The 26,491-nt window shown below is 59.4% G+C and carries 24 protein-coding genes; 3 read left to right on the top strand and 21 right to left on the bottom strand.

Going from position 1 to position 26,491, the window contains the following annotated elements; genetic code table 11:
- Positions 1-56: 56 nt before the first annotated feature.
- Both E3O56_RS23040 and E3O56_RS23045 read right to left on the bottom strand, forming a co-directional pair.
- The gene (locus E3O56_RS23040) at positions 57-2,204 is read right to left on the bottom strand and encodes a 3-hydroxyacyl-CoA dehydrogenase NAD-binding domain-containing protein (protein WP_248129055.1); all 2,148 of its coding nucleotides are present in this window, start codon (positions 2,202-2,204) and stop codon (positions 57-59) included.
- Between the two features lie 16 nt (positions 2,205-2,220).
- Entirely contained in the window at positions 2,221-3,426 is a 1,206-nt protein-coding gene (locus tag E3O56_RS23045; protein ID WP_032879889.1) for an acetyl-CoA C-acetyltransferase, read from the bottom strand.
- A gap of 651 nt (positions 3,427-4,077) precedes the next feature.
- Here E3O56_RS23045 and E3O56_RS23050 point away from each other — a divergent pair.
- Complete coding sequence (locus tag E3O56_RS23050; RefSeq protein ID WP_248129056.1) at positions 4,078-4,884, top strand: cytochrome c; 807 nt, start codon at positions 4,078-4,080, stop codon at positions 4,882-4,884.
- Positions 4,885-4,918: 34 nt separating this feature from the next.
- Here E3O56_RS23050 and E3O56_RS23055 read toward each other — a convergent pair whose 3' ends face one another.
- The 14 genes from E3O56_RS23055 to E3O56_RS23120 form a co-directional block, all read right to left on the bottom strand.
- Positions 4,919-5,719: a transglutaminase family protein gene (locus tag E3O56_RS23055; protein WP_005790450.1), complete on the bottom strand. Its 801-nt coding sequence runs from the start codon at positions 5,717-5,719 to the stop codon at positions 4,919-4,921.
- Positions 5,716-6,663, bottom strand: a complete 948-nt coding sequence (locus E3O56_RS23060; RefSeq protein WP_005790452.1) for an alpha-E domain-containing protein — start codon at positions 6,661-6,663, stop codon at positions 5,716-5,718. Before E3O56_RS23060 ends, E3O56_RS23055 begins: the two co-directional genes overlap by 4 nt.
- Positions 6,664-6,667: 4 nt before the next feature.
- The gene (locus tag E3O56_RS23065) at positions 6,668-8,077 is read right to left on the bottom strand and encodes a circularly permuted type 2 ATP-grasp protein (protein ID WP_248129057.1); all 1,410 of its coding nucleotides are present in this window, start codon (positions 8,075-8,077) and stop codon (positions 6,668-6,670) included.
- Between the two features lie 436 nt (positions 8,078-8,513).
- A complete protein-coding gene (locus E3O56_RS23070) occupies positions 8,514-8,855 on the bottom strand; it encodes a ribonuclease E inhibitor RraB (protein ID WP_005790456.1) in 342 nt (113 codons plus the stop codon).
- Between the two features lie 212 nt (positions 8,856-9,067).
- Positions 9,068-9,304 (bottom strand): hypothetical protein, encoded by a 237-nt coding sequence (locus tag E3O56_RS23075; RefSeq protein ID WP_103733851.1) that lies wholly within the window; start codon positions 9,302-9,304, stop codon positions 9,068-9,070.
- A 103-nt stretch (positions 9,305-9,407) separates the two neighbouring features.
- Positions 9,408-10,013, bottom strand: coding sequence for an START domain-containing protein (locus E3O56_RS23080; protein ID WP_032879886.1), 606 nt, complete (start codon positions 10,011-10,013; stop codon positions 9,408-9,410).
- Positions 10,014-10,054: 41 nt separating this feature from the next.
- Entirely contained in the window at positions 10,055-10,309 is a 255-nt protein-coding gene (locus tag E3O56_RS23085; protein ID WP_005790462.1) for a YkgJ family cysteine cluster protein, read from the bottom strand.
- 161 nt (positions 10,310-10,470) lie between these two features.
- A complete protein-coding gene (locus E3O56_RS23090; RefSeq protein ID WP_248129058.1) occupies positions 10,471-10,962 on the bottom strand; it encodes a translation initiation factor 2 in 492 nt (163 codons plus the stop codon).
- A 93-nt stretch (positions 10,963-11,055) separates the two neighbouring features.
- A complete protein-coding gene (locus tag E3O56_RS23095; RefSeq protein ID WP_005790467.1) occupies positions 11,056-12,495 on the bottom strand; it encodes a PLP-dependent aminotransferase family protein in 1,440 nt (479 codons plus the stop codon).
- Positions 12,496-12,745: 250 nt separating this feature from the next.
- The gene (locus E3O56_RS23100; protein WP_005790469.1) at positions 12,746-13,558 is read right to left on the bottom strand and encodes an OmpA family protein; all 813 of its coding nucleotides are present in this window, start codon (positions 13,556-13,558) and stop codon (positions 12,746-12,748) included.
- A complete protein-coding gene (locus E3O56_RS23105) occupies positions 13,555-13,917 on the bottom strand; it encodes a DUF4398 domain-containing protein (protein ID WP_248129059.1) in 363 nt (120 codons plus the stop codon). Before E3O56_RS23105 ends, E3O56_RS23100 begins: the two co-directional genes overlap by 4 nt.
- A gap of 9 nt (positions 13,918-13,926) precedes the next feature.
- The gene (locus E3O56_RS23110; RefSeq protein ID WP_248129077.1) at positions 13,927-14,742 is read right to left on the bottom strand and encodes a transporter substrate-binding domain-containing protein; all 816 of its coding nucleotides are present in this window, start codon (positions 14,740-14,742) and stop codon (positions 13,927-13,929) included.
- A gap of 72 nt (positions 14,743-14,814) precedes the next feature.
- The gene (locus E3O56_RS23115) at positions 14,815-15,744 is read right to left on the bottom strand and encodes an FAD-binding protein (protein ID WP_248129060.1); all 930 of its coding nucleotides are present in this window, start codon (positions 15,742-15,744) and stop codon (positions 14,815-14,817) included.
- Between the two features lie 2 nt (positions 15,745-15,746).
- Entirely contained in the window at positions 15,747-16,496 is a 750-nt protein-coding gene (locus tag E3O56_RS23120) for an electron transfer flavoprotein subunit beta/FixA family protein (protein ID WP_005790477.1), read from the bottom strand.
- A gap of 484 nt (positions 16,497-16,980) precedes the next feature.
- Between E3O56_RS23120 and E3O56_RS23125 the strand changes: the two genes are divergently transcribed.
- A complete protein-coding gene (locus E3O56_RS23125) occupies positions 16,981-18,645 on the top strand; it encodes an electron transfer flavoprotein-ubiquinone oxidoreductase (protein ID WP_032879883.1) in 1,665 nt (554 codons plus the stop codon).
- Positions 18,646-18,748: 103 nt separating this feature from the next.
- Here the strand turns inward: E3O56_RS23125 and E3O56_RS23130 are convergent, their stop codons facing one another.
- Positions 18,749-21,136 carry a hypothetical protein gene (locus E3O56_RS23130; protein WP_248129061.1) on the bottom strand — a complete coding sequence of 796 codons (2,388 nt, stop codon included), beginning with the start codon at positions 21,134-21,136 and terminating at the stop codon, positions 18,749-18,751.
- 166 nt (positions 21,137-21,302) lie between these two features.
- Complete coding sequence (locus E3O56_RS23135; protein ID WP_032879881.1) at positions 21,303-22,196, bottom strand: AraC family transcriptional regulator; 894 nt, start codon at positions 22,194-22,196, stop codon at positions 21,303-21,305.
- Between the two features lie 183 nt (positions 22,197-22,379).
- Here E3O56_RS23135 and E3O56_RS23140 point away from each other — a divergent pair, with 183 nt between their 5' ends.
- Entirely contained in the window at positions 22,380-23,432 is a 1,053-nt protein-coding gene (locus tag E3O56_RS23140) for an NAD(P)-dependent alcohol dehydrogenase (protein WP_032879880.1), read from the top strand.
- On the opposite strand, the gene E3O56_RS23145 is transcribed toward E3O56_RS23140, so the two are convergent.
- From E3O56_RS23145 to E3O56_RS23155, 3 genes are all read right to left on the bottom strand, one after another.
- Positions 23,433-24,236 (bottom strand): IclR family transcriptional regulator, encoded by an 804-nt coding sequence (locus tag E3O56_RS23145; RefSeq protein ID WP_248129062.1) that lies wholly within the window; start codon positions 24,234-24,236, stop codon positions 23,433-23,435. It lies immediately after the preceding gene.
- Positions 24,237-24,422: 186 nt separating this feature from the next.
- Positions 24,423-25,388 carry an L-arabinose ABC transporter permease AraH gene (gene araH, locus E3O56_RS23150; RefSeq protein ID WP_005790489.1) on the bottom strand — a complete coding sequence of 322 codons (966 nt, stop codon included), beginning with the start codon at positions 25,386-25,388 and terminating at the stop codon, positions 24,423-24,425.
- 20 nt (positions 25,389-25,408) lie between these two features.
- Positions 25,409-26,491 (bottom strand): ATP-binding cassette domain-containing protein (locus E3O56_RS23155; RefSeq protein WP_248129063.1); only part of this gene is annotated, 1,083 nt, incomplete at its 5' end.

Genomic DNA, 26,491 nt, shown 5'->3' on the forward strand with positions numbered 1-26,491 from the left:
CCCCAGAGCCTGCCTTGAAATACACCCTCAAGGCAAGCTCCCCTCCCACATTTTGCTCAGCCGAACACTTCGCCCTGTGCCGCTTTCTCCAGCAACAACGTCGGTGGTGAGAAGCGCTCCCCATACTCTTCGGCCAAATAACGAGCGCGGGCGACAAAATCGTTCAGCCCGTATTGGTTGATAAACTGCAGCGCGCCGCCACTCCACGCGGCGAAGCCGATGCCGAAGATCGAACCGACGTTGGCGTCAGCCGTGGACATCAACACGCCCTCCTCCACGCAGCGCACGGTTTCGATGGCCTGGATAAACAGCAAGCGGTCGCGCACGTCCTGGGGTGAAATTCGATTGCCGGGCCTTTCGAACCGGGCTTTCAACTCTGGCCACAGGTGCTTCTGACCACCGGCGGGGTAATCGTAAAAACCGCCGCCCGCCGCCTTACCGGTGCGCTTGTATTCATTCACCAGCAAATCAATCACCGCTTTCGCCGGATGATTCGGCAGTGCCTTGCCTTCGGCCTGCAGATCCTTGGCGGTTTGCTGTCGGATATGGCTCATCAGGCTGAGGGACACTTCATCGGACACCGCCAGCGGCCCCACCGGCATCCCGGCCTTGCGCGCTTCGGTCTCGATCATCGGCGCGGCCACGCCTTCGCCGAGCATGGCAATGCCTTCGTTGGTGAAGGTGCCGAAGACCCGCGAGGTGAAGAAGCCACGGCTGTCGTTGACCACAATCGGGGTTTTCTTGATTTGCAGGACGAAATCGAAACCGCGGGCCAGGGTCTCATCGCTGGTGTGGGTGCCTTTGATGATTTCCACCAGGGGCATCTTGTCCACGGGGCTGAAGAAGTGCAGACCGATAAACCTGGTTTGGTCCGGCACCGCCGTGGCCAGGCCGCTGATGGGCAAAGTGGAAGTGTTGGAGGCGATCACCGCATCGGCACCGACCACGCTTTGTGCGGCGGCCGAGACCCTGGCCTTGAGTTCGCGGTCTTCGAACACCGCCTCGATGATCAGGTCACAGCCGGCCAGGTCAGCGTCATCCTGCGTAGGGTGAATGCGCGCCAGGGTGGCTTCGCGCTGTTCGGCGGTCAATTGCCCACGGCTGACTTTCTTGTCCAGCAAGGCAGCGCTATGGGCTTTGCCTTTTTCGGCGGCGGCGAGATTGATGTCTTTGAGCACCACCTCGACCCCCGCACAGGCACTGACATAGGCGATGCCCGCACCCATCATCCCGGCGCCGAGCACACCGACCTTACGGGTGACGTGAGGGGCAAAACCCTGTGGGCGTGAGCTGCCGGCATTGATTTCATTAAGCTGAAACCAGAAGGTGCCGATCATGTTTTTCGCCACCTGCCCGGTCACCAGTTCGGTGAAGTAGCGGGTTTCGATCAGGTGTGCGGTGTCGAAATCCACTTGGGCACCTTCAACGGCGGCGCAGAGGATTTTCTCCGGTGCCGGGAAACAGCCATTGGTTTTGCTGCGCAACATCGACGGGGCAATGGCGAGCATCTGCGCGACTTTGGGGTTGGACGGCGTGCCGCCAGGGATCTGATACCCCTTGTTGTCCCAGGGTTGCCTGGCCTCGGGATTGGCGAGAATCCAGGCGCGGGACTTGGCCAGCAGCTCATCGCGATCAGCCGCCAATTGATCAATCAAGCCTGCTTGCAGTGCCTGGGCGGGCCGGACTTTTTTGCCTTCGAGCAAATACGGCAGGGCTTTTTCCAGACCCAGCATCCGCACCATGCGCACCACCCCGCCGCCGCCCGGCAACAGGCCAAGGGTGACTTCGGGCAGGCCCAACTGCACGGACTTGTCGTCCAGCGCGACCCGATGATGGCAGGCCAGGCAAATTTCCCAGCCACCGCCCAAGGCCGCGCCATTGATCGCGGCCACCACCGGCTTGCCGAGGGTTTCCAGGCGGCGTAACTGCGCCTTCAACACCAGCACGCTGTCATGGAAATCCTTGGCGTGGGCCTTGTCGACCTTGATCAGCTCATTGAGGTCGCCACCGGCAAAAAAGGTCTTCTTGGCCGAGGTGATCACCACCCCGGCAATCTGGTCCTTTTCTGCTTCCAGGCGCGTGACGGTGGCCGCCATCGCTTCGCGGTAGACGGCGTTCATGGTGTTGGCGCTCTGGCCGGGCATGTCCAGGGTCAGTACCACGATCTGGTCCTGGCCTTTTTCGTAACGAATGGCATCGGTCATGACAAATTCCTTGGGCTCAGAGGCGTTCGATGATGGTGGCGATTCCCATGCCACCGCCGACACACAGGGTGGCCAGGCCGTAGCGTTGCTGGCGCACCTCCAGCTCGTCGAGCAAGGTGCCGAGGATTGCGCAACCGGTGGCGCCCAACGGGTGGCCCATGGCTATAGAGCCGCCGTTGACGTTGACCCGTGCGGCGTCGATGCCCATGTCTTTGATGAACTTGAGCACCACCGAGGCAAACGCTTCGTTGACTTCGAACAGGTCGATGTCTTCTACCCGCAGGCCGGCCTTGGCCAGCGCCTTGCGGGTGGCGGGTGCGGGGCCGGTGAGCATGATGGTCGGGTCGGTGCTGGTGACTGCCGTGGCGACAATGCGCGCCCGCGGTTGCAGGCCCAACTCGCGCCCCTTGGCCTCGGAGCCGATCAACATCAATGCCGCGCCATCAACGATGCCGGAGCTGTTGCCCGGTGTGTGCACATGGTCAATGCGTTCCACATGGCTGTAGACCCGCAGCGCGGTAGCATCAAAGCCCATCTGTCCCATCATTTCGAAGCTGGGCTTGAGCTTGCCCAAGCCTTCGAGGGTCGAGTCGCCGCGGATAAATTCGTCATGATCCAGCAGCACGATGCCGTTCTGATCCTGCACCGCGATCAACGACTTGTTGAAGGAACCGTCCGCCCGCGCCCTGGCGGCCTTCTGTTGTGACTGCAGGGCAAAGCTGTCCACATCCTGGCGAGTGAACCCTTCCAGCGTGGCAATCAGGTCAGCGCCAATACCTTGAGGGGTGAAGTGGCTGTGCATATTGGTTTGCGGGTCGAGCACCCAGGCGCCGCCATCGCTGCCCATGGGCACGCGGGACATGGATTCGACGCCACCCACCACGACCAGATCTTCGAAGCCGGAACGCACTTTCATTGCCCCCAGGTTGACTGCTTCCAGCCCCGAGGCGCAGAAGCGATTGACCTGGACGCCGGCGACGCTGATGTCCCAGTCCGCCACCAGGGCGGCGGTCTTGGCGATATCGGCGCCCTGGTCGCCCACCGGCGTGACGCAGCCCAGGACGATGTCATCCACTTGGCGGGTGTCGAGGTCGCTGCGTTGTGCCAGCGCCGTGAGCAAGCCGGCCACCAGGTTTACCGGTTTGACGCTGTGCAAGGCACCATCGGCCTTGCCTTTGCCCCGGGGCGTGCGTATCGCATCAAAGATCAAAGCTTGGGTCATGACATCCTCGAACCGCTGTGGGTGTATGCCCCCTACCTTAGGCCCGATTGACACGGTTTCAATGACGGATGCGCTCATTGCTTTTGACCCCCTCGCTCGGACGAACGGTAGGTAGCTACGGGAATTACCTGATTAATCGTTTTAGCTGTCTAGCCCTAGGGCTCGCGCCAAGATGGCAATAAGCCTCATGCCGTTTTTAGCGCAAATGCTGATTAGCTGATATGAAATGGATCTAAGCGAAGAAGATCGGGCGCTCTAAGGTTGAACCTGTAGGACACTGCTGCCGGGTTTTGCTGGAGCAGTTGTAAGAAAAGTGCAATGTCATCTCGCGATACTGAAATAAACCGGCACGCATTTGACGCTCAGGAATAACAACAAATAGGCAGTCAGCCATGTTCAAACATTCGAAAGTACGTCAGGCGGGACTTATTCTGTTCGCCACCACACTGATTCTGATCTTGCCCAATTTAACCAAGGTTATCGGGTGACGACCCAGCACCCGGTCTTCGTGCTCACACAGCACCGGACCAGCAGCGTTTGGCAGCACCTGCCGGGATACTGCGCTTAGCGCTACCGTTGCGGGCGCTGTCTTTTTACCTGTGCGTTTCGGGTATCTTGTGCGCTATCGCCATTTATCGTCGGGCCTGTGCCTTGAAACTGATCCTCGCTTTTTTTACTGCTTTGCTGAGCCTACCCGCTGCGGCTGCGCAATTGACCATTGAGCTGGACCACGCCAGCAAGACCTGGCAGACCGCGCAGTTGCTCAAGCACCCCGAGGCGCAGGACGTACAAATCGTCGACGACGTGTCTTACAAGCGCGACATGACCTATCGCGCGGTGCCCCTGGCGGTACTCCTGCCGGGCCTGAAGCCTGCGAACCACCTGCAAGCCGTTGCCCTTGATGGCTTTGCCGCCGAACTCACCGCCGCGCCCTTGTTGGAAAAAACCAGTGCACGCGCCTGGCTGGCCGTGGAAGACCCGGCCCATCCGTGGCCGGCGCTGGCGCAAGGAAAACCCAGCGCCGGGCCGTTCTACCTGGTGTGGACCAACCCCCAAGCCGGGCATATCAGCCCGGAACAATGGCCCTTCCAGATTTCCACGATCAAGCAATTGCAGACGGTCGCCGAGCGCTTTCCAGCGTTGCTGCCCGACCCGAAGCTGGCGGCGGATGACCCGGTGAACCAAGGCTTTGCGTTATTCCAGAAGAACTGCATGGCTTGCCATCGCCTCAATGGTGCCGGCGATGCGCAAATGGGGCCGGACCTGAATATTCCCTATAACCCGACCGAGTATTTCGGTGGCGATTTCCTCAAGCGCTACATCCGCGACCCACAAAGCCTGAGGCACTGGCCACAAGCCAAGATGCCGGCGTTTGCGGCCAGCGTGTTGCCAGACCACGAGCTGGATTTGCTGGTGGGGTATTTGCAGCATATGGCGGGGCGTAAACAGCAACCTTAAGCCTCCCACATCTGGCCTGCTGTGCTCAGGAAGTTTATTGCTGCTGCACGGAAACCAAGGTCGGGGCTACAAATACCTTGGCATGCATCTGCTCATGCCCGCCGCCACGGCGCATACCGCGTACCGGGCAGGCGTCGAGGTAGTCCAGGCCCACGGCGAGCTTCAAATGCCGCTCCGGACGGGCCAGTTGGTTGGTCACGTCAAAGCTGTACCAGGCGCCATCCAGCCAGGCTTCGGCCCAGGCATGGCTGGCCAGGTGCGCGCTGTCTTCGGTGTACAAATACCCCGACACATACCGCGCAGCAATCCCCAGGCTGCGCGCGCAGGCCAGGAACGCATGGGTGTGGTCCTGGCACACGCCCGCCGCGCCCGCGAAGGCTTGGGCGGCGCAGGTATCGACGGCAGTCGCACCTGGCGTGTAGATCATCGCTTGGTTGAGGGCCTGCATCAGGTCGATCAACGCGGTGCGGTCGCGACGCTGATGGCAGTGTTGTTCGGCAAACCGGCGCAAGGCTTCGTCGGGCTCGGTGAGGCGCGTGCTGCGCAGGAACGGAAAGGGCGACTGGCTTTCGTGCTCGGCCTCGCGCAACTCATCAATTTCTACCTGGCCGCGGGCGCCGATGATGATGGCATCGTGGGGTTCATCCAGGGTCAGCACATGCAGGATGTTGCCGAAGGGGTCCACTTGGGCCCGCACCGGGCGCGGCAGGTCGAGTTGCCAGCTGAGCACGTGCTGGCGCTCACTGTCGTGGGGTGTAAGGCGCAGGTATTGAATGCTGGCACGTACCTGGTCTTCGTAGTGGTAGGTGGTTTCGTGGCTGATGGAGAGTCTCATGCCGCCTCCAGGTAAGAACTGTAGATGGCGTCGCCCAACTGGCGGACCAAGGGGATAAAGTCGGTCAGCCAGGCGTGCAGGCCTTCCTCAAGGATTTCGTCGATGGCGGTGAAGCGCAGGCGCGCATCCATCTCGGCGGCCAGGCGCTGGGCCGGGCGGCCGTTGAGACCGGGCAGGCTGGCGAGGATCTGGTCGATCTCTTCACTGCACGCCCGCAGTGAACGCGGGACATCAGCACGTAACAGCAGCAGCTCGGCAACCTGCCGGGCACCTGGGGCATCACGATAAATTTCGGTGTACGCCTCGAATGACGACAGCGCACGCAGCAATGCGCTCCACTGGTAATACGCGTGAGCGGTGCCATCGCTGACCGCCGCCTGGTCGCCGGCCATTTCATAGCGGGCATCCAGCAGGCGCAGGGTGTTATCGGCGCGCTCGATAAAGGTACCCAGGCGGATAAAGCGGAAGGCATCGTTACGCATGATGGTGCCGTAGGTGGCGCCGCGGAACAGGTGGGAACGCTCCTTGACCCACTCACAAAACCGGCTCATACCGTAGTGGCTCAGCCCTTGCTGGGCGATGTCACGAATGTCCAGCCAGGTGGCGTTGATGTTTTCCCACATGTCGGCGGTAATACGCCCACGCACCGCATGGGCGCTGGCCCGCGCGGCGCCAAGGCAGCTGTAGATGCTGGCCGGGTTGGCCGCATCCAGCGCGAAAAAATGCAGCAGCCGTTCGGCATGAAGTTCGCCATGACGCTCGTGATAATCCTCCAGCGTGCCAGTGATCAACAACGGCATGGCCAGTTCGTGCAGGCCATCGCCGCGCCCATCCTGGGGCATCAGCGACAGCGAATAGCTGACATCCAGCATACGCGCGAGGTTTTCTGCGCGTTCCAGATAGCGAGACATCCAGTACAAATCCGAGGCAGTTCTACTCAGCATGGCATCAGCCCTCGACCACCCAGGTATCTTTGGTGCCGCCGCCCTGGGACGAGTTGACCACCAGCGAACCTTCGCGCAGCGCCACGCGGGTCAGGCCGCCAGGCACCACCCGGGTTTCCTTGCCGGACAACACGAACGGGCGCAGGTCGATATGCCGGGGCGCGATACCGTTTTCGACGAAGGTCGGGCAGGTGGATAAGCACAGGGTCGGCTGTGCGATATAGGCGTGGGGCTTGGCCTTGATACGCGCACGGAACGCTTCGATTTCGGCCGTCGTGGACGCCGGGCCAACCAACATGCCGTAGCCACCGGAGCCCTGGGTTTCCTTGACCACCAGGTCGGGCAGATTAGCCAGTACGTGGGACAGTTCGTCAGGCTTGCGGCATTGAAAAGTCGGAACGTTCTGCAGGATCGGTTCTTCATCCAGATAGAAACGGATCATTTCTGTCACGAACGGATACACCGATTTATCGTCCGCGACCCCGGTGCCGATGGCATTGGCCAGCACCACATTGCCACAGCGATAGGCCGCAAGCAGGCCAGGGACACCGAGCATCGAGTCGGGGTTGAATGCCAAGGGGTCGAGGAAAGCATCGTCGAGGCGGCGGTAGATCACATCGACAGCCTTGGGGCCGTCGGTGGTGCGCATGAACACGCGATCATCACGCACAAACAAATCCGCGCCCTCCACCAGTTCCACACCCATTTCCCGGGCCAGGAAGGCATGCTCAAAGAACGCACTGTTGAAGCGCCCCGGGGTCAGCACCACCACGCTGGGGTTATCCAGAGGGCTGGCGCTTTTGAGGGTATCGAGCAGCAGGTTGGGGTAATGGTCGATGGGCGCGATGCGCTGGGCGGCGAACAACTCGGGGAACAGACGCATCATCATCTTGCGGTCTTCAAGCATGTAGCTGACACCGCTGGGCGTGCGCAGGTTGTCTTCCAGCACGTAGTAGGTGCCATCGCCATCACGTACGAGATCTACCCCAGAAATGTGGGAATACAGATCACGGTGCAGATCCAACCCCTGCATCGCCAACTGGTATTGCTCGTTGGCCAGCACCTGTTCGGCGGGCACGATACCGGCCTTGATGATGCGCTGTTCGTGATACAGGTCGGCAAGGAACATGTTCAACGCCTTGACCCGCTGGATACATCCACGTTCGACGATCCGCCATTCACTCGCGGGAATACTGCGCGGGATGGTGTCGAAGGGGATCAGGCGCTCGGTGCCCTGCTCGTCTCCGTAGAGGGTGAAGGTGATGCCGGCGCGGTGGAACAGCAAATCGGCTTCGCGCCGACGCTGGGCCAGCAGTTCGGCAGGGGTATCGGCCAGCCAGCGGGCGAACTCGCGGTAATGGGCGCGCACCTGCCCTGCCCCATCGTACATTTCATCGTAATAAGTGCGGATCATGCCGTACTCCTTGTCACTGGGACGCAAGAACCTTCGCAAGGCCCGTGCCATCGACATAAACACTTGGTTATCAATGAGTTGAATAAACCAAGCGGCTTCGCCGCACCGTCCTGGTGCGCAGAACGCCCGCTGTGATGTGGGGTGCTTCATTGCAACGCGCGCTTTGACTATCAACAGCATAGTCAGAGTTGATTTCACGGCTCGGCGGACACCGCACATAATCGCTTCCATCAGCTGATCAGGAGATGTCCTACAGCCAACGCTTTTGCGCAATCGGTAATGTGTTACCTGTTGTACTGATTTACTCCTCAAGGTTCCCTTTCCGCCACCCTATCCGGGTGGTTTTTTTTGCGCGCAAGACTGCGATGTGCAGCCCTGCAAACAAAAACGGCCGACCCAAAGGTCAGCCGATACGCTGCGCTGCTCATAACACTTGCTACATGGGTAACCCACGCACCTCCTGCTTGACGCCCCATCCTTCGATGATGCCGCCGAGCGGTTCGACCACCGCTTCAAAGTCTTGCTCAAAGTCTCCTATACCGTCGTAGGTGGCGAACATGACCTTGCTCAGCTCCAGGTACCAGGCGCCGTCATCGCGCGCACTGACCTGGGCATTCAGGGACTCTCCACGAAATCGACCCGCAGCCCTGCGCGCCCGTTCCTCATCCGGGAAAATGGCGTAGAACTCGATGGGGTGAAAACGCGAAAAATCAAAACCGCCTTCTTTCATGCGGCGCAGAACGTTGGTGCTGATGTCTTCTTGATAGGCTGTGCTCATGAAAAGTGCTCCTCAAATGATGGATAGACTTTCCGTGCTTCCCGAAGCTCGCGCCCTGCTGGCGCGAGTACTACGGCAGGAACAACACCGCTGGAAAACAAGCATGTAGCTGACAAGACCAGACCTTAGCGATTCATTCGCTGATCTCGATTGCAGAGTAGCGCGAAGCTATCACCTCCACCAGAGGTGCTTGAAAGGCAGACAGCGAATATTCAGACGGAGGGAGAAATATCGAGAATCTGGATACTGTTCTGGTCTTTAAGAATCTTTACCGTTGGCTCGGGCTTACGGCCCTCGAGATCATTGAGGTCGAGCTCGGCAGCCACTGGCACCAGCTTGTTGCGAATCATATGCGCCGCATCTTCGAGGCTGGGCTTTTGTTCGCAGGTGAACTGCTCCACGGACTTCACACCGTGATCATCAACGAAGGTAATCTGCCACTTTTGCATCGGTGCCTCCTCGATAAAACCCATTGGTGGGCTTACATTTATCTGGACCTTGAGGGCTCGCCAAACGTTCCACTCAAGCCCGGAGGCACCTGATCAACAGCGCTTATTTTTCAGCGTGTTCCTTCAGGGCTTTCAAGGTGTTGAACGGCGCGTCCACCACGAACTTGTTGGCCAACCACGACGGTACGCTGCCGCCTGGCTCGGTGTGTACCTGGTAGGTCACTTCAGTTTCATTGGCACCTTTGGGCACCAGTTTCCAGAAGCCATCAACCTGGGCCACTCGCACGTAGCCTTTTTCTTCAGGCTTGTAAGTCGGCACGCCTACCAGCTTGCGCGTAACGCTACCGTCAGCGGCTTTGGTGGTGGTGACGTGGATATACGAATCACGATCCGTCACAGGGAACGGCGCCTTGAACTGGGTGTAGGTCCATGCCTCGTCGCCTTTCTTGTCGACGAGTTTCTGGGATTTGCATTCATGGATCCATGCGCAGGCCCCCGCGACGTCTTCCTGCAAAGCCTGGATTTTGGCGACAGGCGCCTTGATTACTGTGACACCGCGATAGGCTTTGTACTTGGAGCCGGCCATTTCGCTCAGCGAAATCTTGATGCCGTCTTCGTCCTTGGCAACTTGCCAATCCTCAGCCTGGGCAGTGGCCGCGAACATCATCGTAAAACCGCACACCACAGCCATTCGTTTCAGCGAACCCATCGTTGTATTCCTTGTTGTTGAAGTTCCGATAGTAAAGCCCATCAAGCCGCCGTCATTTGCTCCCACCAGCCGATCAAGCGAATCGCATCGGCCTGGTCGTTACCGCAGACCTCGATATCCGCCTTGAAATCACTGCACACCGCCGGACGTTCCGGTTGACCGAACAGCTGGCACAGTTGTTCCACCGACAGGTGCAGACAACGCACGCCTGCAGGTTTGCCCTGGGGCATTCCCGGCAGCGGTGAACTGATGGAGGGGGCGATGCAGCATGCGCCACAGCCTTCACGGCATTTCATGACCAGCAGGTCCTCGACGACTCAATAGGATGGCCGGGCTAGAGTACGCCCTTAAACAGCCGTTTTAAAATGGTCCAACAGGGGTTTTTCGCACAAAACAAAGATGACCGACCAGTCTACGACAGATGGTCGGCAACCCGGGTCACCTGTGACTGAACAGTTTATTGCTTGAATTCGAAATCCAGCGCGGCGCCTTCTACATCGCGACGCTCATCGTTACGCAGTTGCAGCTTCATCTCATTGCTGAGCAAGCGGCCGTTGATCTGGAACGCGCTGTTATCGGTGGGCTTTTCGCCAAACATCGGCGGCAGCAAGGGCACGCTCTTGGGTTTGGGCATGGTGCCGATCGGCTGCAAGTGCCTGACCATGTCCGAAGGCAGGGACAGGTCCAACTGTGCCGGTGGCAGTTTGGTCTGGGCCACTTCATGGGCCGACTTGGACTTGCTCGCCACAGGTGCACGCTTTTTGGTCTTCACCGCTTTTTTCACGATGGCTGGGGCTTTTTTTGCGGGCGTTGGCTGCTTGGCCGACGTTTTCTGCTCGGCACTTGCGGCGGGCTTAACGTCAGCCACCGGCGTTGCAGCCAGCACAGTGCAGACGTTGCACAGGCTTAACAGGCCAATCACCAAAGTTACACGGAAAATAGACGTCATATCGCCAACAGCATTAACGGCAGAAGGCCATATGCTCGCTTGTTGTGCGTGGCATGACAAGGGCGCAGATCAATGTTGTCCCCTCTGCCCCCCTCAAAAGCCTGCTGCAGTTTCCTGGCACAGCTGGCTGGCAAGCATGCCCAGGGTCATCAACGCTCGCTCTGCCTCGCGGTTCCACGGGGTGCCGCAATTGAGGCGGATACAGTGGTTGAACTGTTCGGTATTACTGAAGATCAGCCCTGGTGCAATGCTGATGCCCTGTTGCAAGGCACGCACGTGCAGCTCCTGGGTATTGACCCGCCCCGGCAAACTGACCCACAGGATAAAGCCGCCGGTCGGACGGGTCATCTGGGTGCCTTCGGGGAAATATTGCTGCACCGCCAGCTGGAAGGCGCTGAGGTTCTTGCGGTATTCCTGGCGAATGTAACGCAGGTGACGGTCGTAGCCGCCGTTTTCCAGGTACGCCGCCACGCCCATCTGCGTGACGCTGCAGGCGGAGTGAGTGCTGAACATTTGCAGGCGCTGAATCTCCTGCTGGTACTTGCCGGCGATCATCCAGCCGATGCGCACGCCCGGGGACAAGGTCTTGGAAAAACTCGAACAATAGATGACCCGGTCAAGACGGTCATAGGCTTTCAGGGCCTTGGTGCGGCCCAGTTCGAACATCAGCTCGCCATAGATATCGTCCTCGACGATCTGGATATCGAAATCCGACGCCAGGCGCAGCAATTGCTTCTGCCGCTCCTCCGGCATGGTGCCGCCCAAGGGGTTGCTCAGGCGCGTGGTCAGCACCAACGCTTTGATCGACCATTGGTTGGCCGCCAATTGCAGGGCTTCCAGGCTCATGCCTGTGGCCGGGTCGCTGGGGATCTCGATGACTTTGAGGCCGAGCAAATCGGCCAGTTGCAGCAAGCCGTAGTAAGTCGGTGATTCGGCGGCGATCAAGTCGCCGGGCCGGGTCAGCACGCGCAAGGACATCTGCAACGCATCGACGCAACCGTGGGTGATCACCACTTCGGACGGATCCACGACTACGCCGGCATCGCGCATTCGGATCGCCACCTGGCGACGCAACGGTTCAAAGCCGGGGCTGAACATGTAGCTGAAGGCCCGTGGGCTCTGGAACCGCGTGACCTTGGCCAACTGCTGGTGCAGCGCCCGTACCGGCAGGTAGTCCACACTCGGCACCGCAGCGCCCAGGGGGAATACGCCTTCACGGCGTGACTCGACCAACACCTGCTGGATGATGCTGCTGCGGGTGACCAGCCCCGGGCGCTCGACCCGGGCGATGTCTGGCGTCGGCGCCGTGAGTGCCGGGGTCTGGTGCACGTAATAACCCGATTGCGGCCGCGCCCGAATCAACCCCTGGTCTTCCAGGTTGGCGTAGGCCTGCAACACCGTGGCATGGCTCACATTGAGCTGGGAGCTCATCTTGCGCACAGAGGGCACGCGCTCTCCCGGTTGGTAGACACCGCGCCGGATATCCTCAGCCAGTTGCTGGGCAATACGTTGGTAAAGCAACAGATTGGTCATGACGCAGCACTCGATTTCACGGCTATTTTATTTTTGTGTGAAACATACCAGCACAGTTTAGAAGTGTACGGGGACAGTTAACACAATAATCGAGCGCGAACCGTAGTGACAGCAAAAACTGTGAAGGGAGTACGCGTGACAAAATGTGGGAGGGGGCTTGCTCCCGATGACGGTGTATCAGTCGAAGATGTTGCAACTGAACTACCGCTATCGGGAGCAAGCCCCCTCCCACATGCAATTGCGTCAGACTTTAGCGAGCGGCACCCAGTTGGCCCTTCTCGTCAGAGAACACGATTTCCACCCGGCGGTTCTGCGCGCGGCCACGCTCGGAGGCATTGGCTTCTACCGGGTACTGGTCACCGTAACCCTGGACTTCGATACGCTTGTCGTCGACACCCAGGTCCATCAACAGGTCTGCCACCGATTGGGCGCGGTCACGAGACAGTTTGAGGTTCTCCTGCTCGCCCCCGGTGTTGTCGGTGTAGCCCTCGATACGCACCCGACGCTTGGGGTTCAGTTGCAGAAACTGCACGATCTTGAGCACGGTGCGGCTGGCCGAGTTTTGCAGTTCGGCTTCGCCGGTATCGAACAACACATCCCCCAGGGTCATCACCAGGCCTCGGTCGGTCTGGGTGGTGAGGCTGGCGATCTGCGCTTCAACCCACTTGCCCTGCTGCTGCACACTGGCCAGCTTGTTTTCGCGCAGGGCCAGTTGCAGGCGCTGACGCTCCAACTCGAGCTGGGTGCCGCGCTCGGCATTGAGGCCCTGCTCGGTGTGTTCGCGGGCGATGGCACTGTAGCGCTGGCTCAGGTAGGCGTAATGCACCACGTCGGAGCCGCTGCCCCAGTAGCTGGACAGGCGATCGGCACGGGCCAGGGACTCGCCGGCGCGGATCACATCCTTGGGCGCAAAGCGCAGCACATTGGAGTCTTCCTTGACCTTCTGGAAGTCATCGCCCGCCTGTTGCAATGCCTGCTCGCTGCTGGGCTGGCTGGCGCATCCGCCCAGTGCCGCGCTGCCCAACAGCAACGCACAGCTCAAACCACGGATCATCGGGCTCATTGCGCGTCTCCCAATTGCAGTTGCTTGCGCAGGCGAGTGATACGGGTATTAAGCACGATCAATTGTTCCTGGCTCTTGGCGGTCAGCACTTTTGCCTCGGCCAGGCGCGCATCCAGCTCGGCCTGCTCGGCCCGCATACGCGCGCGCTTGTAGGATTGGTCGGCCATGTTGGACTTGGCCCTGGCGAATTTTTCTTCAGCCAGTTTCAGTTCGGGCGATTCATCGGCGTTGACCCCGACCGCGTTGGCTTGCTCCAGGGCTTGCTGGGTCAGGCGCATTTGTTCATTCGGCGCAGGATCGGTTGCACATCCCGCCAGAGCGACAACGGCGAGGGCCGCGAAAAGAGGTCGAAAAATCACTGTAAATCCCTACTTTGTTGGGGTGCCGACGGGTTGTTGCAATTGCGCTTTCCAGCGCTCCAGATTGCGCTGCAGCGCGGCTTGCGCGACACCGGACGCGGGCAATTCTGTCATCTTTTTGGTCAGCTGTCCGCGCAGCCAAGGATCATTGCACGCCGAGTTATGGGAAATCGCCAGGTACAACCCGGGCTGATCGACAGGCACCTCATGGGCAACCAAGTCGTTACTCATGCCCAAGGTCTGGGCCATGGCCATGCCGGAATAGCGTCCCGCCAGCACGTAGTCCACCTCCCCCAGTAACAGTTTCTGGAACGCCGGCGTGAGATTCGGCAGGCGTTGCAGGCTGAGCTGTTGGCCGGCGAAGGTTTCGAATTCAGGGCTCAAACGGGCGCGCTCCGATACCGCGCCCTTGTGGCCGTGCAGGTCAGCCGCCGTGGTATAGGCCAGCGGCGACTCCCTGCGCGTCCAGACTAGGTAGTCGGTCTGCATCAACGCCGGATGGATGTAGTCGAAGTTGTCCAGCTCACCGAGATTCAGTGGAGCATCAGCGAGAATATCCATGCGCCCGCTGCGCGCCTCATCCAAGGCCAGGGAGCGTTTGCCGCCGTAGAGCAGGTCGATTTTCAACCCAAGGTCCTTGCCCACTTGTTGCAACACGTCGGCGGTAGCGCCGATCAGGTGCGTGGGGTCCTGGGGGTCGCGCCACAGCAAGGGCGGTGCGTCCGGGCTGCCGGTGATCACCAGGCGTTCGCATTTGCCGGCGGCGAATGACAGGCTCGGCAGCAGCGTGAGGCCCAGCAGTAAAGTCCAGGGGCGCAACTCCATGGCAAGGTTCTCCTGATAAGTAAAAAAAAACCCGGTCATAAGACCGGGCTCTTTATAAGTGAAGCAGCTGGATTAGACCAGCTTCGAAAGCTCTGGTACGGCTTCGAACAAGTCCGCCACCAGGCCGTAATCGGCCACCTGGAAGATCGGTGCTTCTTCGTCCTTGTTGATCGCAACGATCACCTTGGAGTCTTTCATACCGGCCAAGTGCTGGATCGCACCGGAAATACCGACGGCAATGTACAGCTGTGGCGCAACGATCTTGCCGGTCTGGCCGACCTGCATGTCGTTGGGTACAAAGCCTGCGTCCACGGCTGCGCGGGAAGCGCCGACCGCAGCGCCCAGCTTGTCGGCCAGGGCGTACAGGTGTTGGAAGTTGTCACCATTCTGCATGCCACGCCCGCCGGAAACGACGATCTTGGCGGCGGTCAGTTCAGGACGGTCCGACTTGGCCAGCTCTTCGCCAACAAAGCTGGAAGTACCCGCGTCGTGGGCAGCGGAGACGGCTTCAACGGCGGCCGAACCACCTTCGGCGGCAACCGGGTCGAAACCGGTGGCGCGTACGGTGATGACCTTGACCGAGGCGTTGGACTGCACGGTAGCGATGGCGTTACCGGCGTAGATCGGGCGCTTGAAGGTGTCAGCGCTTTCTACCGAGATGATCTCGGAGATCTGGTCAACGTCCAGCTGCGCGGCAACGCGTGGCAGGATGTTTTTGCCGTTGGAAGTAGCGGCAGCCAGGATGTGGCTGTAGCTTTTGCCCAGCTCTGCAACCAGAGGAGCCACGTTTTCCGGCAACTGATGCGCGTAAGCGGCATTGTCAGCGTTCAGGACTTTGCTCACGCCTGAAATTTTTGCAGCCGCTTCAGCCACGGCGCCAGCGCCTTGGCCTGCAACCAGTACGTGGATGTCACCACCGATTTTAGCGGCGGCAGCCACGGTGTTCAGGGTGGCCGGGGCCAGCACCTTGTTGTCGTGTTCAGCGATTACGAGGATAGCCATGATCAGATCACCTTCGCTTCGTTTTTCAGTTTCTCGACCAGTTCAGCCACCGACTTGACCTTGATGCCCGCGCTGCGTGCAGCCGGCGCTTCAACTTTGATGGTCTTGTTGGTGGAGGCGGTGGAAACGCCCAAAGCATCCGGAGTCACCGATTCAAGCGGCTTCTTCTTGGCTTTCATGATGTTTGGCAGGGACGCATAGCGCGGCTCGTTCAAACGCAGGTCGGTGGTGACGATGGCCGGCAGTTTCAGGGAAACCGTCTGGGCGCCGCCGTCGATTTCACGGGTGACCGCAACACTGTCGCCACTCACTTCGACTTTCGAAGCAAAGGTACCCTGGCCGTAACCGGTCAGTGCAGCCAGCATCTGGCCAGTCTGGTTGTTGTCGCTGTCGATGGCTTGTTTGCCCAGGATCACCAACTGAGGCTGTTCCTTGTCGACAACGGCCTTGAGCAGTTTGGCAACGGCCAGGGAAGTCAGTTCTTCAGCGGACTCCACCAGAATGGCGCGGTCGGCGCCCAGGGCCAGAGCGGTACGCAGCTGCTCTTGGGCAGTGGTCGGACCGATGGACACCACGACGATTTCAGTCGCAACGCCTTTCTCTTTCAGGCGTACGGCTTCTTCCACAGCGATTTCGCAGAAAGGGTTCATCGACATCTTGACGTTAGCAAGGTCGACGCCGGAATTGTCCGCCTTGACGCGAACTTTCACGTTGTAATCGACAACGCGTTTGACAGCTACAAGAACCTTCATGGATTCCTCGTTACTCTCCGGTGAAAAGAAAGTCGCCTAGGCGAACCTGGCGGTTGATGCTCATCGGCACACAAGGGCACCTCCAAAGACCTCGGCAGTGGCCTTGCACACGGGAAAATGATGACCGTTCGTCAGCGGTGACTGAGAGGTCATTCTTTATCGCGGCGTGTAAACTGCACACCAGCTTACCTTTGGACGTGCTCTTGAAACCTGCAGTCTGCCTACGGGAAGCGCGAAACCGACCGTATCTTGACCGGAACGCCTATTCTGGTCAATACGGCAAAATGGTCAGTCATAAGCCCCGTTGCTTTGATTTACCTAGGCTGCGGGCAATTCAAACAAACGTTTGTATTGGACGCTGCCAGTGGTCTATATATAATGCGCCACCTAGAGAGACAGGTGGGTCGTGCCGTTGTGCATGACGCTACCGAACCTCCACCCATTAGAAAAAAAAGCCTGTTGAGCCTTGAGTAGGAGATAGCCTGTGGAACGCGAATACATGGAATTCGACGTGGTCATCGTCGGCGCCGGCCCGGCTGGCCTGTCTGCCGCCTGCCGACTGAAGCAGAAGGCCGCCGAAGCCGGTAAGGAAATCAGCGTCTGCGTGGTCGAGAAAGGCTCCGAAGTCGGCGCCCACATCCTCTCCGGTGCCGTGTTTGAACCCCGCGCCCTGAACGAACTGTTCCCGGACTGGAAAGCGCTCGGCGCCCCGCTCAACACCCCGGTGGTGCGCGATGACATCTATGTACTGCGCAGCGGCGATACTTCCACCAAGGTTCCCGACTTCTTTGTGCCCAAGACCATGCACAACGAAGGCAACTACATCATTTCCCTGGGCAACCTGTGCCGCTGGCTGGCCCAGCAGGCCGAAAACCTGGGCGTGGAAATCTACCCAGGCTTCGCCGCCCAGGAAGCCCTGTTCGATGAAAACGGCGTGGTGCGCGGGATCATCACTGGCGACCTCGGCGTCGACCGCGAAGGCAAGCCCAAAGACGGCCTGTACACCCCAGGTATGGAGCTGCGTGGCAAATACACTCTGTTCGCCGAGGGTTGCCGCGGGCACATCGGCAAGCAACTGATCCAGCGCTTCAACCTGGACAGCGACGCCGACGCCCAGCACTACGGCATCGGCCTCAAGGAAATCTGGGAAATCGATCCAGCCAAGCACCAACCAGGCCTGGTGGTGCACACCGCCGGTTGGCCGCTGGACATCATGGGCAACGAGAACACCGGTGGCTCGTTCCTCTATCACCTGGAAAACAATCAAGTCGTGGTCGGTCTGATCGTCGACCTGTCCTACAGCAATACCTTCCTGTCGCCCTTCGATGAATTCCAGCGCCTCAAGCACCACCCGGTGCTGGCCCAATACCTGGAAGGCGGCAAGCGGGTCAGCTACGGCGCCCGCGCGATCTGCAAAGGCGGGTTGAACTCGTTGCCAAAGATGGTCTTCAAGGGCGGTGCACTGATCGGTTGCGACCTCGGCACCCTGAACTTCGCCAAGATCAAGGGCAGCCACACCGCCATGAAGTCCGGCATGCTCGCCGCCGACGCCGTGGCCGACCGCCTGTTTGCCGAATCCGAAGGGGGTGATGAACTGACCGCGTATGTCGACAGCTTCAAAGCCAGCTGGCTGTACGAAGAACTGTTCGCCAGCCGCAATTTCGGCCCGGCCGTGCACAAGTTCGGCGCGATCATCGGCGGCGGTTTCAACTGGCTCGACCAGAACATTTTCGGCGGCAAGATTCCTTTCACCCTGCACGACACCAAGCCGGACTACGCCTGCCTGAAGCTGGCCAAAGACAGCCAGAAGATCGCTTACCCCAAACCCGACGGCAAGCTGAGCTTCGACAAACTGAGCTCGGTGTTCATCTCCGGTACCAACCATGAAGAAGAACAGCCGTGCCACCTGAAGCTCAAAGACCCGAGCATCCCGATCGGCACCAACCTGCCGCTCTACGATGAACCGGCGCAGCGCTACTGCCCGGCCGGCGTGTATGAGGTGGTGACCAAGGAGGACGGCGAGAAGCGCTTCCAGATCAACGCCCAGAACTGCGTGCACTGCAAGACTTGTGACATCAAGGACCCTTCGCAGAACATTACCTGGGTAACGCCGGAAGGTGCGGGCGGGCCGACTTACCCGAATATGTAAGGCTGCTCGAATAGTGGTTCTTCAGGCTGCACCGGCTGAATCAATGGCTTCTTCGATTCAGCCGGTGGACGCGCTGTCAGCGGTGTTGAAATCGCTGATCGGCTCAACTGACGGCATTGGTTTTCAACGACTCCAACAATTCGACCATTTCTTCAAAAGATTGGTTATCCGATTGAATCTGTTCCCTCAGCTCCCAAATACTGTAGCGGTCATCGGACTGTGCCAGGTTAACCCCTGCCGTCTTCGCCGAACCAAAATCCACCGGATAACACTTGCGAGTATTGGCGTCGTAAAGAATATTCCTTGCGGCCAAATCATTGTGAGCAATGCCGGCGTTTTCCAATTCGACCAGCATATTCAACACGCTGGCTGATAAGCCCTCTGGCAAGGCTTTATCCCCGGCCATCAGTTGCTCAAGCGATTCTCCCGGCACTTTGGGCATACGCATATAGGAATCGGTGTCAGCAGCATTGCTGCCAAGGAACGTCGCACGCTGTTCTCCATAATATCGGTTAAATAACGCCACCTCATTTTTCATATCAGCAATGCGCTTGGCAGCCGGTAAAGGGAACGTTACTTTGATCACATAGTCAGCATCGTCCGGGTCGGCATACACCATCGCACGGGAGCCAAACCCGACGGGGTCTTTCAATCGTCCCTCAAGTTCATCCAGCCCACCGCCCGTGACTCCTCTTCGACGCCAAACACCCTGAGCATCGGGCTTGGCAACAATGGCGCTACTGGCCAACTGGTCGGGGTCATGTGGATCGACTACACGCAAAATGTAATGCGTGCCGTCCCCGGCATCAGGGGCATTGGCGACGTAATAGGGTCTGCCACCTAACTCGATTTCCCGCATACCTGGAAAAGAAGCGCCAGCATTGGGCGCTCTCATCAATTGCAGGTCGTTTGTCTGTGAGTCAAGTTCCCAGCGGTAGTGTTGGGCGGCAGTGCTATTGGTTAACGAGGGTTCTCCCAACTCTACATTTGCCTTCGCCATGGCAATTTCATGGGCCAGTTGCAAACCTGAGATCACCGCTGCGGCACCGCCGGCTACTCGATCATTTTGCGTCATGCCATCAACGGCGTCATGAACCCCGAAGACAATGTTGCCGGTGTTACCGATGATGGGCAGGTAACCGAAGGTATTGCCCCAAAATTCTTTCGCGGCTTTCCAGTTCTGCTGCGACGCACCAAAGACCTCAGTCTGGTCGGCCCACCTTGCGTCTTTTGCGTTAACAGCCTGAAAGTGAGAGGCAATGCCGCTCTTCAGATCGCCAAACTTCAGGTAATAATCGCTGTCTCTCGATTGGGTGTAATTGAATGTCTCCCGAACGGGTACGGCCCTATCCGCAAGCAGATTTTTTCTGCCTGGGAAGGTGGCGCTATTACCGTGAATAAGCGCCCCCAGCACGTAGTCTGCCCTTGGCCAATGCGCGTCTTTGCCGCCTTGCCGGTCACGGGCGTTGAAACTGTTCTGCACATGAGCACGATTTCTTTCAGCCCATTTGGCAAAGTCATCATCCCCGTGCAGTTCACTGACAGTGCCGCGTCTCAAATCGACCATTAAGCCTTTATCAGGTCGATGGTCATAATCACCGTGATAATGGACATAAGGAACAAAGGCATAACCTGCCAGAGAGTAACCGTATATATTTGGAACAACGACGTTTCCATTGTCCTCAAGTGTACGAATGATGGCTTTCTGGCCCGCCGGCGTAAGCTGACTGAACGTAGCCTTGTCGTCATGCAGACCTTGCAATGTCCCCTTGAGCACATAGGCGTCCGCTTTCCCCGAGCGCTCTGCGAGCTTGCCCTCAGGGTCGCGCATCGGCTTGGCTATTTCTTGCTCCCAATGACCTTGAAGTACGCTGCCCAGGGCCTCAAGGTCGTTGATCATATCCTTGGCCTGCGCATTGATATGCATGCCTTGGGCGTTCAACTGGCCCCCCGGCGCCACTTTATCGTGCTTCAACGCACCGGCTGCAATTTGCCATGCCAAGTAGGTGCGTTCATCCTGATTAGTCAGATGCGAGACACCATTGAGTTCCTTGACGTAAGACTGGAACGTCACCGTGATTTTTTGATGTGGGTCGTACCCCGCCGCCAGCAATCCACCGCTGAAATAACCTGCAGGCTCCAAGAACGGACGCAGGTGCTGGAATCTGATATTGCGTTGGCCTTCGTCGCCAGTTTCCATAGTCTGGATCTGCGCAACAACGCGACCAGCATAGGCATTGATTCGCCGTTCACGCTCGCCAAACGTATACCTTGCGGTAGGCGGTGTTACATCGAGCGAGCCGTAAATTACACCCTTGGAAAAATCAAGTTCGTGACTCGGGTCAGGGGCGACTGTCGTGTTGTTGACAACACTCACTTTCATGCCTGCCGAACCGTTAACCTTACCTGCGGTTACAGGGTTTGCAGGCAGTGCAGAAACGGATTGCTGAGTGCTGATAAGCATCGTATGAGTGAGGGGCTGAACTTTCACGCGCACTACCTCCTTGGTCCCAGACGCTAATTCGCCTGGTGCAATCGTGAGTGCATAACGAGCCAGAGCAGTTCCGTTGCCACCGCGCTTAAACAGTTATCAGGTATTGCCTCCCTATTCGATGTTCATGCAAGCAAGGCTTGTCTGGCAGGCGTACCTGGCAGACTCAGGCGGCTCGCTCTTCACCAGGGTTACGCAAAAAGTAACGCTTATATTCGCGACTGAACTGCGACGTACTCTGGTACCCCACGCTGTGCGCCGCCTGCGCCACGCTCATGCCCTCCACCAGCAGCAACTGCTGGGCCTTCAATAGTCGCAGGCGCTTGAGGTACTGCACCGGCGACAACAAGGTGCAACGCTTGAAATGTTCATGAAAGGTCGACGCACTCATGTGCGCATACCCGGCCAGCGTCTCGATATTCAGCGGTTCGGCATAATGGGCATGCAGGTGATTCAATGAGGTGGCGATGCGCGAAAACTGCCCCTGTTGTTCCACCAATGCACGCAGCACATCCGCCTGCGGCCCGCGCAAGGCGGTGAACAACAATTCGCGCACCCGCGCCGGGCCCATGATCCGGCTTTCCAGCGGATCGTGCAGGCACTGCAACAGCCGTTCGACGCATCCACGCATGGCGTCATCGAGCACCACCGAACTCATCGACTCCAACGTCTGCGCCGTAGGCGGCGGCCCGGCCTGCATACCCATCGCAATCACCAACTCGCCCAACACCACCCGGTCGATGCCCACCGTCACGCCATACAGCGGCGCATCGGGCGCCATGGCAAAAGTCTCGCACTCGAACGGCACCGGCATCGCCTGGATCAGATAGTGCCCGGCGCCATACTCCAGGGTACGCGGGCCCAGGTACGCGACTTTGCTGCCTTGGGCCACGAACATCAGGCTCGGCTCGTAGATCTGTGGCCCCCGCGCCACATCGCAACTGGCGCGCAATACCTTTACACCGGGCAGGTGAGTCGGGGAAAAACCGTCGCGGGATGCAAGGCCCTCAATCAAGGCGACCAGGGTGGCATTGGCATCGAGATGGCGGGTCAGCAACATGGCAAAAAACTTCGCGAATTAGGGATGAGAGCATCATCGCAGGTCTGGCGACCAATACATCCAAACTTGAGGCAGTGTCGGACGAATAGGCATGAGACTCGGAGCAATCGCCATGGCCGCCGGTGCGCTCGGTACGCAGAATGGCTCGCCTCACTTGTCATTGCTTTTTTGCGAGGTTTCTTCATGTACACCGCCATCGGTTATGCCGCCCAGTCGGCCACCACTCCCCTCGCCCCTATGTCGTTTGAACGCCGCAGCCCGCGTGTCGATGACGTGGCCATCGAGATCCTCTACTGCGGCGTGTGCCACTCCGATATCCACCAGGCTCGCAACGAGTGGGGCATTGCCGTGTACCCGCTGATGCCGGGCCATGAAATTGTCGGTAAGGTCACCGCCGTCGGCGCCAACGTCACCGCGCATAAAGTCGGTGATCTGGTTGGCGTAGGCTGCATGGTGGATTCGTGCCGCCACTGCGAAGCCTGCCAGTCAGACCTTGAGCAATACTGCCTCGAAGGCCCGACCATGACCTACGCCACCCCGGACCGCGTGGATGGCAGCAACACCATGGGCGGCTACTCCGACAGCATCGTAGTCAGCGAACACTTCGTGGTGAAGATCCCGGCCAAGCTCGACCTGGCCAGCGCTGCGCCGATCCTGTGCGCAGGCATCACCACCTACTCGCCGCTCAAGCACTACGGCGTGAAAGCCGGCGACAAAGTCGGCATTCTCGGCATGGGCGGCCTGGGCCATATGGGAATCAAGTTCGCCAAGGCCATGGGCGCCGAGGTGACGCTGTTCACCCGCTCGGCGAGCAAGGCTGAGGAAGGCCGCCGTCAGGGCGCCGACCATGTGATCGTGTCCACCGATGCCGAGCAGATGAAAGCCGCTGCCGGGCACTTCGACTTCCTGCTCGACACCATCCCGGTGCAGCACGACCTGAACCCCTACCTCGATGTACTGCGCTTTGACGGCGTGCATATCCTGGTCGGCCTGATCGAGCCGGTAGACCCGCCCGTCAATGCCGCGAAACTGGTGTTGGGCCGTAAAGTGCTGGCCGGTTCGCTGATCGGCGGCATTGCCGAAACCCAGGAAGTCCTGGATTTCTGCGCCGAGCACAACATCACCTGCGACATCGAAATGCTCGACATCCGCCAGATCAACGAGGCTTACACGCGCATGATCGCCGGTGACGTGAAGTACCGCTTCGTTATCGACATGGCGAGCCTCAAAGCCTGATCAGGCTTTGGCGCCCAACTCCGCTGACAGCCGGGCTGCGACCTGTTTGATCACAGGGATCAGCTCGGCCATTTTCTCCAGCGGCATGTAGGGCACGGTACTGGCGATGCTGATGCCGGCGACAATTCGCCCGCCGGCATCGCGCACCGGTGCGGCTACACAGCGAATCGACGGTTCGTTGTCTTCCAGGTCGAACGCATACCCGCCCGCTACATACTCGCCCATGCGCTGTTCGAACTGCGCCCAGGATTGCTCCGGGTGCTGCGGCCATTGCAGGCTTTTGCCCGTCGCCGGCAAGCTGGCGTGGTACAGGCGCTGCCACTCCTGCGAGGAATCATCCAGCAACAACGCCTTGCCGATACCGGTGCGCGCCAGCGGCATACGGTGGCCGACCCGCGAGCGCATTTCCGGGCCATTGCGGCCAGGGTTCTTGTGCAGGTAAAGCACATCGTCGTATTCACGGATCGCCAGGTGGATGGTGTCGCCGGTGAGCGCCGACAGCTCGTCCAGATAGGGTACCGCCAGGCTTACCAACGGTAGCTCTTCGCGGGCCTGGAAGCCCAGCTCGATCAACTTTGGCCCCAGCAGGTAACCAACCTGCGGCACCACGCGCAGGTAACGCTCCTCGACCAGGCAACTGGCCAGGCGGTGGGTGGTGCTACGGGTAGTGCCGATACGCCGGGCAATCTCTTTCAGATCCCGCGCACCAGCCGCTACCGCGTGCACCACGCCCAGGCCACGCAACAGGGTTTGGGTACCGGTGGGGGCGGCGTCTTTGACGGGGGTGTGGGCGTTTTCCTGCATATCGGGCCTATGTGGTAGTACGAAAACGAGCGGCATTATGGCAAATACCGCCCTCCTGAACACAGGAGATCCAAGGTGGGAGCTGGCTTGCCTGCGATGGCGGTGGGTCAGTTAAAGATAGGCTGGCTGACAGCCCGCTATCGCAGGCAAGCCAGCTCCCACAGTTTAATCTTCACAGGGCGAACATTAGCGTTGCTTCATGCGGTCGATGATGACCGCCAGCAGCAGGATCGAACCCCGGATCACATACTGGTAAAACGTGTCGATGTTCTTCAGGTTCATCGCGTTCTCGATGATCGCCAGGATCAGCACCCCGGCAATCACATGGCGAATCATGCCGATACCGCCGCTCAGCGATACGCCGCCCAGCACGCACGCAGAGATCACTGTCAGCTCGAAACCCTGGCCGATCATCGGCTGGCCCGAGGTCATGCGCGACGCGAGAATCACCCCGGCCAGGGCACCGATCAGACCGTGTACGGCAAAGATGATGATCTTGGTGCGATCGACATTCACCCCGGCCAGCAACGCCGCTTCCTGATTGCCGCCAATGGCCATGGTGTTGCGCCCATAGGTGGTGTAGTTGAGCAGCCAACCGAAGAACACGAAACACAGCACAGTGATGATGATTGGCACCGGTACGCCCATCAGTTGGCCATTGCCGAATACGAAGAAATCTTCATTCATCACCCCCACTGCCTTGCCGTTGGAGAAGATGTACGCCAGGCCGCGCACGATCTGCATGGTCGCCAAGGTGGCAATCAACGCATTGATGCGCAGCTTGGCAATCACGATGCCGTTGATCAGCCCCACCACCAGCCCCATGGCCAGTGCCGCCGACACGCCGAGTACTACGCTGTCGGTGTCACGGATCACGATGCCCGCCACCACCCCGGCACAAGCGATCACCGACCCCACTGACAAGTCGAAGTGCCCCGACGCCAGGCAGAACAGCATGGTGCACGCGGCGATGCCCACCGTGGATATCGCCAGCCCCAGGCCGCGCATGTTCAGTGGCGAAAGGAAGTTGTCGATAAATACCGCGCTGAGTACAAAGATGCTCAACGCTGCCAGCAGCATCACCCAGTCGTCGAGAAACTTGCGCTGGTTGAACCCCGGCCAGAAACCCTTTGCAGTTTTAACTTCAGACATAGCCAACCCCTCTTATTTCTTCAAGCCCGCGAACGCGGGAGCGCCAGTTGCAACAGGCGCGCTTCATCCGCTTGGGCGCGGGGTAGTTCACCGCTCAGGGCGCCTTCGCTCATCACCAGGATGCGGTCGGAAATGCCCATCACCTCCATCAGGTCGCTGGACACCACGATCACCGCTATGCCGCTGGCCGCCAGGTTATGGATGATCTGGTAAATCTCCGACTTGGCGCCGATGTCGATACCGCGGGTGGGCTCGTCCAGCAGCAGGACCTTCATCGGCATCGACAGCCAGCGGCCAAGAATGGCTTTCTGCTGGTTGCCGCCGGAGAGGTACAGGATCTTCTGCGCCGCGTTCGGGGTTTTGACCCGCATCGCCTGGATCTGCCGGTCGGCGTTAGCTTTCTCCCAGCCGTCGCGCAACAGCCAGCCAAAGGTGGAATGCGCATCCCGGGCACTGATGTTGATGTTTTCAGCGACGCTGCCCAGCGGGATGATGCCTTCCTTTTTGCGATCCTCCGGGCACAGCAAGATACCGGCGGCGATGGCGTCGCGGGGTGAGCGCAATTGCAGGGCTTGCCCGCACAGCTGCAGGCTGCCGGCGCTGGCGCGCTCTAAACCACTGAGCAGGCGAAACAGCTCGGTGCGCCCTGCCCCCACCAGCCCGAACAGCCCAAGGACCTCGCCTTTGCGCACCGCAAAGCTGATCGGCTCGCGCAGGCCCGGGCCGAGCAGGCCGTCTACCTTGAGCGCCACTTCGCCGTGCTCGCGCGGGCGGTAGTCGTAGATGTCCTGGATATCGCGACCGACCATGCAGGTCACCAACTGGTCGTGGGTCAGCGTGCTCATGTCCTCGAACGTGCGCACGTAGCGACCGTCCTTGAACACCGTCACCGCATCGCAGATACGGAACACTTCTTCCATGCGGTGCGACACATAGAGCACCACTTTGCCCTCGTCGCGCAGGCGCGCAATGATTGCCATCAGCCGGTCGATCTCCCGCGCCGACAAACTGCTGGTGGGCTCATCGAAGGCGATCACGCTGGCACCGCGGGACAACGCCTTGGCGATTTCCACCAGTTGGCGCTGGCCCAAAGACAGGCGCCC

This window comes from Pseudomonas sp. W2Aug9 (assembly GCF_023127755.1).
Taxonomy (GTDB): Bacteria; Pseudomonadota; Gammaproteobacteria; order Pseudomonadales; family Pseudomonadaceae; genus Aquipseudomonas; species Aquipseudomonas synxantha_A.

Coding starts and splice junctions, on each gene's coding strand:
- E3O56_RS23065 (WP_248129057.1), bottom strand. CDS start 8,077: ATGATCCGCACTTATTACGATGAAATGTACGATGGGGCAGGGCAGGTG.
- E3O56_RS23140 (WP_032879880.1), top strand. CDS start 22,380: ATGTACACCGCCATCGGTTATGCCGCCCAGTCGGCCACCACTCCCCTC.
- E3O56_RS23055 (WP_005790450.1), bottom strand. CDS start 5,719: ATGAGACTCTCCATCAGCCACGAAACCACCTACCACTACGAAGACCAG.
- E3O56_RS23115 (WP_248129060.1), bottom strand. CDS start 15,744: ATGGCTATCCTCGTAATCGCTGAACACGACAACAAGGTGCTGGCCCCG.
- E3O56_RS23120 (WP_005790477.1), bottom strand. CDS start 16,496: ATGAAGGTTCTTGTAGCTGTCAAACGCGTTGTCGATTACAACGTGAAA.
- E3O56_RS23090 (WP_248129058.1), bottom strand. CDS start 10,962: ATGACGTCTATTTTCCGTGTAACTTTGGTGATTGGCCTGTTAAGCCTG.
- E3O56_RS23075 (WP_103733851.1), bottom strand. CDS start 9,304: ATGCAAAAGTGGCAGATTACCTTCGTTGATGATCACGGTGTGAAGTCC.
- E3O56_RS23085 (WP_005790462.1), bottom strand. CDS start 10,309: ATGAAATGCCGTGAAGGCTGTGGCGCATGCTGCATCGCCCCCTCCATC.
- E3O56_RS23110 (WP_248129077.1), bottom strand. CDS start 14,742: ATGGAGTTGCGCCCCTGGACTTTACTGCTGGGCCTCACGCTGCTGCCG.
- E3O56_RS23145 (WP_248129062.1), bottom strand. CDS start 24,236: ATGCAGGAAAACGCCCACACCCCCGTCAAAGACGCCGCCCCCACCGGT.
- araH (WP_005790489.1), bottom strand. CDS start 25,388: ATGTCTGAAGTTAAAACTGCAAAGGGTTTCTGGCCGGGGTTCAACCAG.
- E3O56_RS23060 (WP_005790452.1), bottom strand. CDS start 6,663: ATGCTGAGTAGAACTGCCTCGGATTTGTACTGGATGTCTCGCTATCTG.
- E3O56_RS23070 (WP_005790456.1), bottom strand. CDS start 8,855: ATGAGCACAGCCTATCAAGAAGACATCAGCACCAACGTTCTGCGCCGC.
- E3O56_RS23095 (WP_005790467.1), bottom strand. CDS start 12,495: ATGACCAATCTGTTGCTTTACCAACGTATTGCCCAGCAACTGGCTGAG.
- E3O56_RS23135 (WP_032879881.1), bottom strand. CDS start 22,196: ATGTTGCTGACCCGCCATCTCGATGCCAATGCCACCCTGGTCGCCTTG.
- E3O56_RS23080 (WP_032879886.1), bottom strand. CDS start 10,013: ATGGGTTCGCTGAAACGAATGGCTGTGGTGTGCGGTTTTACGATGATG.
- E3O56_RS23100 (WP_005790469.1), bottom strand. CDS start 13,558: ATGAGCCCGATGATCCGTGGTTTGAGCTGTGCGTTGCTGTTGGGCAGC.
- E3O56_RS23040 (WP_248129055.1), bottom strand. CDS start 2,204: ATGACCGATGCCATTCGTTACGAAAAAGGCCAGGACCAGATCGTGGTA.
- E3O56_RS23045 (WP_032879889.1), bottom strand. CDS start 3,426: ATGACCCAAGCTTTGATCTTTGATGCGATACGCACGCCCCGGGGCAAA.